General features: G+C 61.3%; 10 protein-coding genes and 1 pseudogene. 1 reads left to right on the top strand and 10 read right to left on the bottom strand.

Translation table 11 applies throughout. The features are described 5' to 3' along the window. Window positions 1-7 precede the first annotated feature (7 nt). The 5 genes from GRX64_RS12360 to GRX64_RS12340 are packed head-to-tail and all read right to left on the bottom strand — an operon-like array spanning window position 8 to window position 6,098. Window positions 8-235 (bottom strand): formate dehydrogenase subunit delta, encoded by a 228-nt coding sequence (locus GRX64_RS12360; protein WP_166267631.1) that lies wholly within the window; start codon window positions 233-235, stop codon window positions 8-10. Continuing rightward, the gene (fdhD, locus tag GRX64_RS12355; protein WP_235937659.1) at window positions 232-1,128 is read right to left on the bottom strand and encodes a formate dehydrogenase accessory sulfurtransferase FdhD; all 897 of its coding nucleotides are present in this window, start codon (window positions 1,126-1,128) and stop codon (window positions 232-234) included. The genes GRX64_RS12360 and fdhD overlap by 4 nt, the downstream gene beginning before the upstream one ends. After that, window positions 1,088-3,976, bottom strand: a complete 2,889-nt coding sequence (gene fdhF / locus GRX64_RS12350) for a formate dehydrogenase subunit alpha (protein ID WP_166267629.1) — start codon at window positions 3,974-3,976, stop codon at window positions 1,088-1,090. The genes fdhD and fdhF overlap by 41 nt, the downstream gene beginning before the upstream one ends. A gap of 26 nt (window positions 3,977-4,002) precedes the next feature. Further along, window positions 4,003-5,538 carry a formate dehydrogenase beta subunit gene (locus GRX64_RS12345; RefSeq protein ID WP_166267855.1) on the bottom strand — a complete coding sequence of 512 codons (1,536 nt, stop codon included), beginning with the start codon at window positions 5,536-5,538 and terminating at the stop codon, window positions 4,003-4,005. After that, the gene (locus GRX64_RS12340; RefSeq protein WP_166267627.1) at window positions 5,538-6,098 is read right to left on the bottom strand and encodes a formate dehydrogenase subunit gamma; all 561 of its coding nucleotides are present in this window, start codon (window positions 6,096-6,098) and stop codon (window positions 5,538-5,540) included. The genes GRX64_RS12345 and GRX64_RS12340 overlap by 1 nt, the downstream gene beginning before the upstream one ends. A gap of 98 nt (window positions 6,099-6,196) precedes the next feature. On the opposite strand from GRX64_RS12340, the gene GRX64_RS12335 reads away from it, so the two are divergent. Beyond that, window positions 6,197-7,294, top strand: a complete 1,098-nt coding sequence (locus tag GRX64_RS12335; protein WP_166267625.1) for a substrate-binding domain-containing protein — start codon at window positions 6,197-6,199, stop codon at window positions 7,292-7,294. Between the two features lie 39 nt (window positions 7,295-7,333). On the opposite strand, the pseudogene GRX64_RS19605 reads toward GRX64_RS12335, so the two are convergent. The 5 genes and pseudogenes from GRX64_RS19605 to GRX64_RS12310 all read right to left on the bottom strand — a co-directional run. Continuing rightward, window positions 7,334-7,516, bottom strand: a pseudogene (locus GRX64_RS19605) (MFS transporter); the annotation flags it as partial. Window positions 7,517-7,732: 216 nt separating this feature from the next. Beyond that, complete coding sequence (locus GRX64_RS12325; protein ID WP_166267623.1) at window positions 7,733-9,583, bottom strand: protein kinase domain-containing protein; 1,851 nt, start codon at window positions 9,581-9,583, stop codon at window positions 7,733-7,735. A 9-nt stretch (window positions 9,584-9,592) separates the two neighbouring features. Further along, window positions 9,593-11,200 (bottom strand): dihydrolipoyllysine-residue acetyltransferase, encoded by a 1,608-nt coding sequence (locus GRX64_RS12320; protein WP_166267621.1) that lies wholly within the window; start codon window positions 11,198-11,200, stop codon window positions 9,593-9,595. A gap of 26 nt (window positions 11,201-11,226) precedes the next feature. Next, a complete protein-coding gene (locus GRX64_RS12315; protein ID WP_166267619.1) occupies window positions 11,227-12,204 on the bottom strand; it encodes an alpha-ketoacid dehydrogenase subunit beta in 978 nt (325 codons plus the stop codon). Window position 12,205: 1 nt separating this feature from the next. Then, the gene (locus GRX64_RS12310; protein WP_166267617.1) at window positions 12,206-13,393 is read right to left on the bottom strand and encodes a thiamine pyrophosphate-dependent dehydrogenase E1 component subunit alpha; all 1,188 of its coding nucleotides are present in this window, start codon (window positions 13,391-13,393) and stop codon (window positions 12,206-12,208) included. Window positions 13,394-13,642: the final 249 nt, after the last annotated feature.

Genomic DNA, 13,642 nt, shown 5'->3' with positions numbered 1-13,642 from the left:
GCCTGGCTCAGCGCTTCTGCTTCAATCGTTCGACGGCAAGTCTGGAGACGGGGGATAGCTGCGCGCCGTCGCTGTCGGCATAGCTGATAAGCTGCGCCTTCATACTGCGGGCCCAGAATTTCTTCAGGTGTCCGGCGACCATTTCCGCCGCATCGTGTTCGTCATCATGGTGTAAGTTGTTGGCGCCAATCTGGTTAATCATGTTGATCAGGTTCTGTAATTGCTGGTCACTCACGGGCGGCCCTCCCGGGCAGTGTTTGTTGCATCAGACTGATGGCCTGCGTGGTAAATCACATGGCGACCCGGACGGGCGAAGCCGATCAGGGTGATGCCTGCTTTCCCGGCTTCGCGTATGGCCAGCCCCGTGGGGGCAGAGACGGCGACCAGGCAACCAATGCCCACCGCAGCCGCCTTTTGCACCATCTCAAAGCTGGCCCGGCTGGAAATCAGTGCGAAACCACAGTCAAAATCGTTACCCGACCGCAACCGGTGGCCAATCAGCTTGTCGAGCGCATTGTGACGCCCGATGTCTTCCCGTACCGCGACAATCTGGCCATCCACGTCACACCAGGCGGCGGCATGGGTTGCGCCGGTTTCTGCCTGCAGAGGCTGGTAAGCTTTGAGGTCTTCCACCGCACGCTGAATCGCGACGTCCGGAATGACCGGGTGCGGGCCAACCCTGGGGACTGGGCGGATCGCATGGGCCAGGGATTCGGTGCCGCACAGGCCGCAGCCGGTGCGCCCAGCCATGTTGCGCCGCTGCGCTTTGAGGCGGAACAGCCGCTCGTTGGCGATGCGCATCTCAATGGACACGCCATCCGGGCCAACGTCCAACTGCAGGTCAAAGAGTTCCCCGGGGCGCTGCAGGATAGTTTCGGTGAGGCTGAACCCCAGGGCAAAGTCCTCCAGGTTTGCTGGAGTGGCCATCATCACCGCATGGGAAACACCGTTGTAGACCATGGCCACCGGAATTTCTTCGGCAACGACGTCCGCGCTGACGCCACCCTGCTCCGGCCCGCGTACATCGACACGGGTGTGGGTCAACGGCGGGGGTGGCTCCCGGGCGTCGGCGCTCGCCGCGTCCGGGTCACTTGAGCGCGGTGGTTGCATCTTGGTCTGCCTGCTCAAGGTATTCCTTCTGGCGTTTGTCGAAGTCGCGGAATTGCTGCTGCCACTGTGAAGGCTGGGACACTTTCTCCGCTTGCACTGCCGTTACTTTGTACTCCGGACAGTTGGTTGCCCAGTCGGAATTTTCGGTGGTGATGATGTTGGCGCCACTGCCGGGGTGGTGGAAGGTCGTGTACACAACTCCCGGTAACATGCGATCGCTGAGTTTTGCCCGCAGCACGGTCTGGCCCACGCGACTGGAGATGCCGACCCAGTCTCCGTCATGCACGCCGCGCAATTCGGCGTCGCTGGGGTGGATCTCAAGCAGGTCTTCCTGGTGCCATTGGCGGTTATCGGTCCGGCGGGTCTGGGCGCCGACGTTGTATTGGCTCAGGATGCGCCCGGTAGTCAGTAGCAGCGGGAAACGGCGATTGGTGCGCTCCTCGGTCGCCAGGTACTCGGTGATCGCGAAGTGGCCTTTGCCGATCGGGAAGTCCAGCGTGTGCATGGTCGGCGTGCCGTCCGGGTGGTCGCCGTTACAGGGCCACTGGATGCTGCCCTGTTGTTCCAGTTTGTCGTAGCTGACGCCGGTAAAGGTTGGGGTCAGTTGGGCGATCTCGTCCATGATCTCAGACGGGTGGTTGTAATGCATCGGGTAGCCCAGGGCGTTGGACAGGGCGCAGGTGACTTCCCAGTCTTCCAGGCCCGCCACCGCAGGCATCACTTTGCGGACCCGGTTGATCCGTCTCTCGGCGTTGGTGAACGTGCCGTTTTTCTCAAGGAAGGTGGAGCCCGGCAGCAGCACGTGGGCGAACTTGGCGGTTTCGTTCAGGAAAATATCCTGCACGATCAGACAGTCCAGTGCCTTCAGCGCCGATTCCACATGGTGGGTGTTGGGGTCCGACTGGGCGATGTCCTCACCTTGCACGTACATGGCCTTGAAGGTACCGGCAATGGCCGCATCGAACATATTGGGAATGCGCAGGCCGGGCTCGTTGTCGAGCGTCACGCCCCAGACCGCTTCAAAACGGCCGCGGACGAGATCGTCGGCGATGTGCTGGTACCCCGGCAATTCGTGGGGGAAGGACCCCATGTCGCAGGAACCCTGAACGTTGTTCTGGCCCCGTAGCGGGTTGACACCCACCCCTTCGCGACCGATGTTGCCGGTCGCCATGGCCAGGTTGGCAATGCCCATCACCATGGTGGAGCCCTGGCTGTGTTCGGTCACGCCCAGGCCGTAATAGATCGCGCCATTGCCGGCTCGGGCATAGGCTCGAGCCGCCCGACGAACGTCGGCCGCCGCCACCCCGGTGATCATTTCCAGAGTTTCCGGTGAATTGCGGTCTTCGCTGATAAAGTTGCGCCAGTCAGTGTAGGCCTTGGGTTCACAGCGGCTCTCAATAAACTCCTGGTCTTCCAGGCCTTCAGTGACAACGACGTGGGCCAGGGAATTGATCAGCGCCACGTTGGTGCCGGGGCGCAGTGGCAGGTGAATGCCTTCGCCACCGTGGGGTGTTTTTAGCAGGTCAATGTAGCGGGGGTCCGCCACGATCAGTTTGGCGCCTTGTCGCAGACGCTTGCGCATCTGCGAGGCAAACACCGGGTGCGCGTCCGTCGGGTTGGCGCCAATGACCAGAATGGTGTCGGACATCATCACCGAATCGAAGGTCTGGGTGCCGGCGGACTCGCCCATGGTGGTCTTGAGGCCGTAACCGGTCGGCGAATGGCAGACGCGGGCACAGGTGTCGGTGTTGTTGTTGCCGAACGCTGCCCGAATCAGCTTCTGCACCAGGTAGGTTTCTTCGTTGGTGCAGCGAGACGATGTGATGCCGCCAATGCTCTCACGACCGTGCTGCGCCTGAATCGCTTTCAGGCGGCTGGCGGCAAAGCCAAGGGCTTCGTCCCAGCTCACGGCACGCCAGGGCTCGTCGATGGTGTGCCGGATCATGGGTTCTTTGATGCGGTCTTTGTGGGTCGCGTAACCGAATGCAAAGCGGCCCTTCACACAGGAGTGACCGTGGTTCGCGTCGCCGCCTTTATAGGGCACCATGCGCACCAGCTCATTGCCTTTCATTTCGGCCTTGAACGAACAGCCAACGCCACAATAGGCGCAGGTGGTCACCACGCTGTGCTCGGGTTGGCCGACCTCGATGACGCTCTTTTCCATCAGTGTGGAGGTCGGGCAGGCCTGAACACAGGCACCACAGGAGACGCATTCGGAGTCCATGAAGTTTTCGTTCTGACTTGCCGACACCTTGGAGTCAAACCCCCGGCCATCGATGGTCAGCGCAAAGGTACCCTGAACTTCTTCACAGGCACGGACACAGCGTGAACAGACAATGCATTTGCTGGGGTCGAAGCTGAAATAGGGATTCGAGTCGTCGGTTTCGGCGTCGAGGTGATTTTCACCATCAAAGCCGTAGCGCACCTCCCGCAGGCCAACTGCCCCCGCCACGTCCTGCAGCTCGCAATTGCCGTTGGCGGGGCAGGTCAGACAATCCAGGGGGTGGTCCGAGATATAGAGTTCCATGATGTTGCGACGCAACTTGCCCAGTTTGTTGTTCTGGGTGGTCACAGTCATGCCTTCGGCGACCGGGGTGGTGCACGACGCCGGGTAGCCGCGGCGACCCTCGACCTCCACCGCACACAACCGGCAGGAACCAAAGGCTTCCAGATTGTCGGAGGCGCACAGCTTGGGAATATTGATGCCGGCCAACGCGGCGGCGCGCAGCACCGAGGTGCCTTCCGGCACACGGATGTCGACGCCGTCAATGCTGAGCGCGACCAGGGTTTCGGATAGCTGGGCGGGGGTGCCGTAGTCCCGGTTTGGGTTAAGGCCTTCGGTCGCAGGGTCGAAATAGTTCAACATGGTGCGTGTCCTCGTTATCCGGCCTGTCAGGCACCCAGGTCATCGGGAAAATGCTTCATTACGCTCTGCACGGGGAAGGGCGTCATGCCGCCCATGGCGCACAGGGAACCGTCCACCATGGTCTCGCACAGCTCGGTCAGCAGTTCGAGATTGGCCTCACGGTTGTCACCGGCGCGAATCCGGTCAATCACTTCAACCCCTCGCACGGCGCCAATTCGGCACGGCGTGCATTTGCCACAGGATTCGACGGTGCAGAACTCCATGGCGAACCGGGCCTGTTCGCCCATGTCCACGGTGTCGTCGAACATCACCACACCGCCATGACCTACCACGCCGCCAAAGGCGGCAAACGCTTCATAGTCCATCGGCGAGTCCCACTGACTTTCCGGCAGGTAGGCGCCCAGCGGGCCGCCTACCTGAACCGCCTTCAAGGGTCGGCCCGAGTGTGTGCCGCCGCCAAAGTCTTCCATCAGCGCCCGCAGGGTAATGCCGAACGCCAGCTCAACCAGCCCGCCACGTTTTATGTTGCCGGCCAGTTGCAGGGCCAGGGTGCCCCGGGAGCGCCCCACGCCATAATTCGCATAGGCTTTGCCACCCTGATCGAGAATGAAGGGAATGGCCGCCAGTGACAGCACGTTATTGACGACGGTGGGCTGGCCGAACAAACCCTTGATGGCGGGCAGCGGCGGTTTGGCCCGCACCATGCCGCGCTTGCCTTCAAGACTGTCGAGCAGAGCGGTTTCTTCACCGCAAATATAGGCACCGGCCGCCAGCCGCACTTCCAGGTCAAACCGTTGGCCGCTGCCGAGAATGTTGTCCCCGAGATAACCGGCGTCGTAGGCTCGCTCAAGCGCGGCCTTGAAGATCCGGTGGGCGACCGGGTATTCCGAGCGCAGGTAAACGTAGCCCTGAGTGGCGCCCACTGCCAGCCCTGCAATGGTCATGCCTTCAATCAGCATAAACGGGTCGCACTCCATCACCAGGCGGTCGGCAAAGGTTCCGGAATCGCCCTCGTCGGCATTGCAGACAACGTACTTCTGGCCTGCTGGCTCGTCGTGCACAGTTTGCCACTTGATCCCGGTGGGGAAAGCGGCGCCGCCGCGTCCACGCAGCCCGGAGCTTTTAACCTCATCCACGATGGCTTGCGGCGACCGCTTGAGTGCTTTGGCCAGGCCGGAAAATCCTTGGTGGGCGCGGTAGTCGTCCAGTGACAGCGGCGCCGTGATACCAATCCGGGAAAAAGTCAGCCGCTGCTGCTTTTTCAGATAGGGAATGTCGTCGGTCCGGCCCAGTGCCAGTGGATGCGATGACAGGCCTTCAAACAGGCCGGCATCGGCGAGCCCGGCAACCGTGTCGGGTTCAACCGGGCCATAGGCGACCCGGCCATCGGGGGTGTCCACCTCGACCATGGGTTCCAGCCACGCCAGACCGCGCGAGCCATTGCGCACAATGTTGATGTCCAGATTGCGGTCGGCCGCCTCGCGCGCCATCAAGGTGGCGACCTGGTCGGCGCCCATGGCCAGCGCGGTGGTGTCACAGGGCACGTAAACAGTCGTTGGCATCATTTCAGCTCCAGGGTGGTGGTGGTCAGCTGATCGGCCAGGCGGTCGAACTTGTCTGCAGTCATGCGGCCATGAATGGCGTCACCGACGCGGATCGACGGCGCGCAGGCGCAGTTGCCCAGACAGTACACCGGCTCCACGGTAAATTCGTTGTCCCGGCTGGTCTGGTGGTAATCGATGCCCAGCCTGGCCTTGATGTGCGCTTCCAGTTGTCGGCCACCCATGGCCTGGCAGGCCTCTGCGCGACAGACGTGTACCACGTGGGTGCCCGTCGGGTGGGTGCGGAAGTGATGATAAAAACTGATGATGCCGTGCACTTCGGCTCGCGTCTGTCGCAGCGATTCCGCAATAATCGGCACGGCGGCTTCGGGAATGTAGCCGAAGCGATCCTGGACGGCGTGCAGTATGGGCAGCATGGCGCCGGGCATGCCTTTAAGCGCCTCTACCTGCTGGCGGATCAGGTCCGGAGTCCATTCTTCAAACGGCGGTGGGTTGTTCGGGTGCGCCACCGCTGCAGCGCCACCTTGAACACGACCATATGAATTATTCCGTTCAGACATATGCATGACCGTTCTTAATTGTTACTGGTTTTACCGTGGGGATAAACCCACTATATTGAAACTATCACTTCGTCTACTGCCGATAAATATGAAGCATTATGCATAAGAAGAAGCTCAGCATTTCACCCGCCTGGGTGTTCCGGTCGGACGACGGTGAACTTTTTGATCCGGTGCTGTTCCGGCTGCTCAAAAGCATCAGCGAGTCCGGCAAGCTCACCACTGCCGCCAATGCGGCGGGCATTTCCTATCGCCACGCCTGGAATTTGCTCAACCGCGGCGCCGATTTTTTTGGCATGCCCCTGGTCCTGATGCGCAAAGGCCACGGGACCCGCTTGTCGCCCCTGGGCGACAAGCTGCTCTGGTCGGAGCAGCGGGTGAAGGCCCGACTCGGCCCCCAGATCGACAGCATGGCCTTGGAGCTGAGCAATCAACTCCAGCAGCTGTTTGCCGGGTCGCACCCGATACTTCGTTTGCATGCCAGCCACGGTTACGCCGTGGCGCTGTTGCCCGATTTTTCTGACCGGGTGGACCTGAATCTGCAGTACTGCAACCCGGAAGACGCCCTCAATGCGCTTGGCCGTGGTGACTGTGACCTGGCCAGTTTTCATCTGCCTGACTGCCCCCGGTTGGCCGCGCAGGTCATGGATCTGTACCGCCGCCAGCTGGAATCACACGATCTCAGGGTGATTCGCTTCGTCACCCGCGAACAGGGCCTGATGATTCGTCACAACAGCCAATCCACCGTCGCGGGTCTGAAAGATCTGACCCTGCCGGAGACTCGTTTTATCAACCGCGACCGTCATTCCGGCACCCGGATTTTGTTTAACCTGCTGCTCAAGGATCGTGGCATCTCAGAAGGCCAGATCCACGGCGCCGAACGCGAGGAGTTCACCCATACCGCCGTCGCCGCCTATGTTGCCGCCGGTATGGCGGACACCGGTTTCGGTGTGGAAGCGGCCGCCCGACAATTTGGCCTCGACTTTATCAACCTTGCCACCGAACACTACCTGCTGGTCTGTCACCAGGACCTGCTGAGACAAGACAAACTGCACCCGTTGCTGGACCTGATGCGGTCGGCCGAGTTCATCGATGCCATCGACAAGCTGCCCGGTTATGCGCCGGACCGGTGTGGCGAGATCTGCACCTTTGCGGAGCTGTTGGCCGACGATCATCGGGCGCCAGTCCGGCGCGCCTGAAGGTTGTTCCCTATCGCTGAGCCCTTGAGTGGCGCCTTTGACCTGAACTTGACGAAACCGTGAAATAATCACCGGACCCACCAGGCCGGCAGCGGACCAGGCGGCTAACAGGCGGCCATGGATAGCGCCAACCATTTCAGTGCCGAAGTTGTCCGCCAGGTACGACGGTACAGTGGCAAAGCCGCCGCCATAGATGCTCAGGATGATGCAGATGGAAATCACAAGTTTATTGTTGCGGTATAGGCATCGGTGTTCATCGGTGTTCATCGGTGATCTGCCCGTTTTCAGGCATTACAGCGCCACGCATCGGAGTTAAAAGCGGGATTGGGTGCAACCCGCGCAAGGTGCTTTGAATCCGGGTTCAGGTGTTGCTGGCCGACCGGCTTCGGCAAGGGACAGTGCGATCACCGCAGTGGTCTGGCGCAGGCCTGCCAGAAGTCAGCGGGTGGTGTCATCCTGCCTGGGGTTGCGGGGATAATAACGCTCAGGCAAATGCTCGATGTGGGGGAAGAACCGGGTGTCCTTGTACGGCATCTTCATGAAACCGGAAACCCCGAGGCCCTCGATGTGCCCGACCGCGGCGAGGATCTCGTCGAGGCGACGGCAGAACTCCTCTTCCCGGTCCGGGTCCAGCAGGCGGTAGTGGCTGTGAATCTTGAGGTGGCGGGGCAGTGCCTCGAAGATGATCATGCCGGTGTGGTGAATGGTGTTCAGGGCTTCCAGTGCAGTGATGATGGCCTTGGGCAGCACCAGAAACTCTTCCGGGTCCGGGCCGTCTTCAAAATAGGAATGCACCCGTGAGCGGTCTTCCACCTCCGGTGCCGCGCTCACCTGGTAAGGCAGGCGCATCTCCGGCGCCAGTATGAACGGCTGGTCCGGGCCTTCGCGGTCAATGTGGAGGGTGTCGCGGGCATTAAACAGGCAGCTTTTGAAAATGCCTTGACGGTAAATCGCCTGCGCCAGGTTGACCATGTTGTTCACCGCCGTCACAAAGGCGGTCTTGAGGCTGGGGTCGTAGAGGTTCAGCGAGGTGTCCACGTAGACGCCATCGGTCTCCCAGCGCACCGCCAGGCCACCTTCCACCGGGTAGCGTCCGAGCCGGCTCACCGACGCCAGGAACGCCTTCTCGGTTTCGCCCATGCCCTGCATGAAGTTCTTGTAGTAACGGTCAAGCTGGACGTCGTTGACGTCATTGAGGGTTTCCGGCGCGCCTTCCTGGCGCAGGAACGATTTGCGTGAGCTGTACACCACGGTGTCGATCTCGCGCGGTGACGGCCGCACCCAGACCGGCACCAGCGGCGCCACCGCAGGTTCGGGCAGGTCGACCATCACCGTGCGGGCGATGCGTGGCATTTCTTTCAGATAATAGTCTCCGGCCCGTTGGCGTTTGATCGGGTCGGGGTCAAGCATGGCGTCCAGCATCCGGGCAAATTCCATCGGCAGCCCCAGTGACGTGGCCGGAATGGCCCGGTGGCCGAACCGGCACGACTGCCCCGAGGCCAGGGCATAGAGGGTGCCGGCCGCGCCCTGTTCGTCAAACCGTGGCGACGACAGGCCGCCGTACAACTGCTCGTCGCCAATGAAATAGACGTCGCCCAGTCGGGCGTTGGTCTGCTGCAGGTTGTCCGACATCAGCTCCATGACGTTTGCGGTAACGAACTGCTGGTTTTCATCCAGCTGTGCAAACACCGACGAGCCCCAGTCGATCAGCGCAATGGTTTCGTGCTCGGCATCAAACACCAGGTTCGAGGGCTTGATATCGCCGTGCACGATGGGCCGTCCCGCCGGCCCAGCCTCGCGTCGCAGGTTGCGCAGGATGTCCGCCAACTGGTCGGCGATGCGCACCACCAGCCTGGGCGGCAAGCGCCCCTCCTGTAGTGAGACTTCTTCCAGGTTAATACCGGCGGCCCGCTCCATCACCAGAATCGGCTGATTGCGGGCCCGCTGATAGGAAATCAGGCGCGGCACCCGGGGGTGCTCGACCTGTTGCAAGATGAAGGCCTCATCCTCGAGGCGGTCCTGCAGGTGTTGTGGCAGGTTGACGCGAGTGAACTTGAACACATGCTCAAGATCACGGACGCCTTCCAGTTCCAGCCGGCCGGCGAAGACGAAGCCGTATGCGCCCTTGCCGATCATCTCGATGTCCTGGTAACCCAACTGCCGGAGTTGGGTGGCGCACAGCGCCACCCAGTCCTTGAGCTTCTTGGCATCGTCGTGACTGAGCAGGTAAATCGACTGCTCTTCCGGGATGTAAAACTGCTGTAGCTGGGACTGGTTTGGTTGCGCCATGGTGAAAGCTTAACCCAAATGCAGCAGCATCGACTGCGGTGATTCCAGGTAGCCTTTCCAGCAGTTGCAGAAGCGCGCAATGGTGCCGCCATCAATAATGCGATGATCGCCCGCCCAGCTGACCGTCATGATCGCTTTTTCCACCACCTGGCCACTGGCGTCGAAGCGTGGCAGGCGTTGGGTGCGGCCCAGTGCCACAATGGCCACCTCGGGGGCATTGATGATCGGTGCCGCGTAGGTGCCACCGAGCGCGCCAATGTTCGAGATGGTGATGGTGCCACCCTTGAGGTCGGCCTGATTCACCCGGCCCTCACGGGCGGCCGAGGTCAGGCGTGCAACTTCATCGGCGATTTCCAGCAGGGTCAGTTGTCCGACATCTTTGACGTTGGGCACGATCAGGCCTGCCTTGCTGTCCACCGCCATGCCGATGTTGCATTGGGGCTGGTAGCGGATCTCGGTGACCGCCTCGTTGACCTGGCTGTTCAGGATCGGGAAGTCTTTCACCGCCAGCGCCATCGCTTTCATGATGAACGGCATCAGCGTCAGTCGCGAACCCCGTGCCTCGGCTTCGGGTTTCAGCTGCTGTCGCAGAGCCTGCAGGGCGGTGACATCGATGTCCTCGCTGTAAATAAAGTGCGGGATGGTGGTTGCCGACGCCACCATGCGTTTCGCCATCACCGCCTGCATGCCCTTGATCGGCTCGACCCGCACCTCCTGGTCGGCTGTGCCGCGACGGGGTCTGGCCTGAGCCTGCCCCTCGGCCCTGGGTTCAGCCGTGGTGGCTTTTGCAGGCTGATCCAGGTGAGCCAGGATGTCGGCTTTCAGCACCCGGCCATCCTTGCCTGACCCGGCAATGTCGGCCAACTGCAGGTTGTGTTCCCGCACCAGCCGCCTGACCGCCGGACTGGCCGGGATGCGTTGTCGATTGCCGCCGGTCGATTTGGCCGGGGCTGGTGGCCGGTCCGGTGCCGGGGCGGAGGGCGCCTGTGAAGCCACCTCGGCCTGGGAACCCGTGTCGGCTGGGGTCTCGCGGTCACGGGGCACAAACGCAAACAGCGGTGCGTGCACCCGGGCAATCTCCTGCTTCTTGCAGTACAAGCGGGAGACCCGGCCGGCCTTGGGCGCGGTGATCTCAACCACGGCCTTGTCGGTCATGACATCGACCACCGGCTGGTCTTCCTCAATGTCGTCGCCCTCCGCGACACGCCACTCCACCACCTCACATTCGACAATGCCTTCGCCGATATCCGGCAAAATGAAATCCTCGGTGACGTTGTCGCCGGTCACGACCGCCTCGGTTTGAGGGCCGGTGTCGGGCACGGGCGACCGGGGCGTTGCTGCATCCGTAGGGTTTTTGTCACTGTTGTCGTGCGCCTTGCCGCTCTCGTCCACCAGCGCAAACAGCGGCGCGTGCACCTTGGCGATGTCGCCTTCCCGGTGGTAGAGGCGGGTAACCCGGCCTTTATAGGGCGCCGGAATTTCCACCAGTGCCTTGTCGGTCATGACCTCCGCTACCGGCTGGTCTTCCTCGATCAGGTCGCCCTCGCTGACCAGCCACTTCACCAACTCGCACTCCACGATACCTTCGCCGATATCGGGCAGAATAAAATCACTCATAGTTGTTCTCCTGTCCTGATATCGACCTAGAAATCGACGCTGGCTTTGATGGCGTCATACACTTTCAGATGATTGGGTAGATGTTCCTTTTCCAGCACCAGCGGGAAAGGGGTATCCAGGCCAGTCACCCGGGCGATGGGGGATTCCAGGTACAGAAAGCAACGCTCCTGTATGGTGGCGGCGATTTCGCCGGCAAACCCGCCGGTCAGCGGCGCTTCGTGTGTGACCACCAGCCGGCCGGTCTTGAAGACGGAGCTGGCAACGGTGTCCGCGTCCCAGGGCAGAATGGTGCGAAGATCGATTATTTCGCAGGAAATGCCATCTTTTTCAGCCATTTCGACTGCCTGTTCGATCACTTCCATTTGCGCACCCCAGCCCAGCAAGGTCACATCGGTGCCTTCCTTGAGGATTTCAGCCTCGCCCAGCGGCAACTGGTAATCGCCTTCCGGTACGTCGCCAACGGACGCGCGATACAGTCGTTTGGGCTCAAAGAACAACGTTGGGTTCGGGTCGTGGATGGCGCCCAGCAGCAAGCCTTTGGCCTGGTGCGGATTGCGTGGCACCACGATCTTCAGCCCCGGTGTGTGGGCAAAATAGGCTTCCGGTGACTGCGAGTGGTAGAGCCCGCCGGCAATGCCGCCGCCGTAGGGCGCGCGAATGGTTAACCGACCGACATCGAACAGGTTGCCGGAGCGGTAACGGAACTTGGCCGACTCGTTCACGATCTGGTCAAAGGCGGGAAAGATGTAATCGGCAAACTGGATCTCCGCGACCGGCACTGAACCCTGGGCCGCGAGGCCATTGGCAAAGCCGATGATGCCCTGTTCGACCAGTGGCGTGTTGAAACAGCGGGATTTGCCGTACTTCTGTTGCAGGTTGCTGGTGGCTCGGAACACGCCACCGAAAACACCCACATCCTCACCGAAGCAGAGCACCCGGTCATTGGCCGCCATGGCCGTGTCGAGGGCGTCGTTGATGGCCTGTAGCATATTCATCTTAGCCATGTCATGACCCTCCCTTGGCGTGGCTGGCGCTCTTGGGGTACGCCTCCGGGTACTTGCGGATATGCACCTTCAGTTTTTCGAACTGCGCCTGCAGCGCCGGCGGCACGGTGTCGTAAACATCGGTGACCAGGCTTTCCAGTGGCGGCGGTGGACGCTTTTCGGCGCGCTTCATGGTCTCCAGCACCTCGCGGCGCAAGGTTTCCTGCAGGTGCTTCTCCTCGTCTTCGCTCCACCACTGGCGGTGTTCCAGCCAATGCCGCATGCGCAGAATCGGGTCTTTTTCGCGCCAGACCGCTTCTTCGTCCTTGCTGCGATAGCCCGAGGGGTCGTCCGATGAAGAATGCGCCGCCAGCCGGTAGCTCATGGCCTCGATCAGCACCGGGCGGTTTTCTTCCACCGCCATGCGGCGGGCCGCGCGGGTGGCTTCGTGGACGGCCAGAATGTCGTTGCCGTCGACCCGGATCACATCCATTTTGTAGCCATAGGCGCGGGGGGCGACACCGTCGGCGGCGAATTGTTCGGTCGCGGGGGTGGAAATCGCGTAGCCGTTATTGCGGCACAGGAAGATGACCGGCACCCGATGCACGGTGGCCATATTCAGGGCGGCGTGGAAATCGCCCTCCGAAGCCGCGCCTTCGCCAAAATAGACAATGGTGCAGTGGCCGTCGCCGGCCAGTTTCTGGCCATAGGCATAGCCGGTGGCCTGGGGTATCTGGGTGGCGAGCGGTGACGAAATGGTCATGTAGTTGAGCTTGCTGGAACCATAGTGGATCGGCATCTGGCGACCCTTGCCGTAGTCCAGTTCGTTGCCGAACAGCTGGTTCATGAACTCGTCGATGGTAAAGCCGCGATAGGCGAGGGCGCCCTGCTCACGGTATTGCGCCATGATCATATCGGCGTCGTCCAGGGCGGCGGTACTGCCGATGACGGCAGCTTCCTCCCCGGTGCATTGCATGTAAAAGCTCAAACGGCCCTGGCGCTGGGCGGCCAGCATGCGTTCATCGAGTACCCGGGTGGTAATCATTGCCCGGTAGATGCGCAAGGCCTTTTCGCGATCAAGGTCCGGCTCTTTTACGCCCTTGTAGAGCTTGCCGTCCTGCTTGAGCATCTTAAAGGTGGGAATCCGGAACTCCGCACCGTCGGTAAATTTCGGCGTATGGCTAACGCCGGACTTTGTTGTTGTCGACATAATCCTCTTCCTGGGGTAATGGCCTGAGGAACAAAATACCCCTTGTGGGGGTATCGTTGGTTTCAGTATAGCCAACCTGCCGGAACCTGATGTGAATCCCGGTGGGGCCAAACTGGGGCATTACGTTAACGTAAAATGAGGCTGGGGGACAGGGTAAAAAAATTGGTGCTAAACTCCCTGGAAGGGCCGCCACAGTGCCACAGGCAGACGAACACGGTCGTGTCAGCAATGGCGACCGCCTGCCGGGCC

The sequence above is a fragment of the Marinobacter caseinilyticus genome (genome assembly GCF_011074955.1).
Lineage (GTDB): Bacteria > Pseudomonadota > Gammaproteobacteria > Pseudomonadales > Oleiphilaceae > Marinobacter > Marinobacter caseinilyticus.
The sequence above is the reverse complement of the archived record's forward strand: the minus strand, read 5'-3'. Positions and strand labels throughout refer to the sequence as shown.

Coding starts and splice junctions, on each gene's coding strand:
- fdhF (WP_166267629.1), bottom strand. CDS start 3,976: ATGTTGAACTATTTCGACCCTGCGACCGAAGGCCTTAACCCAAACCGG.
- GRX64_RS12345 (WP_166267855.1), bottom strand. CDS start 5,538: ATGCCAACGACTGTTTACGTGCCCTGTGACACCACCGCGCTGGCCATG.
- GRX64_RS12340 (WP_166267627.1), bottom strand. CDS start 6,098: ATGTCTGAACGGAATAATTCATATGGTCGTGTTCAAGGTGGCGCTGCA.
- GRX64_RS12335 (WP_166267625.1), top strand. CDS start 6,197: ATGCATAAGAAGAAGCTCAGCATTTCACCCGCCTGGGTGTTCCGGTCG.
- GRX64_RS12325 (WP_166267623.1), bottom strand. CDS start 9,583: ATGGCGCAACCAAACCAGTCCCAGCTACAGCAGTTTTACATCCCGGAA.
- GRX64_RS12320 (WP_166267621.1), bottom strand. CDS start 11,200: ATGAGTGATTTTATTCTGCCCGATATCGGCGAAGGTATCGTGGAGTGC.
- GRX64_RS12315 (WP_166267619.1), bottom strand. CDS start 12,204: ATGGCTAAGATGAATATGCTACAGGCCATCAACGACGCCCTCGACACG.
- GRX64_RS12310 (WP_166267617.1), bottom strand. CDS start 13,393: ATGTCGACAACAACAAAGTCCGGCGTTAGCCATACGCCGAAATTTACC.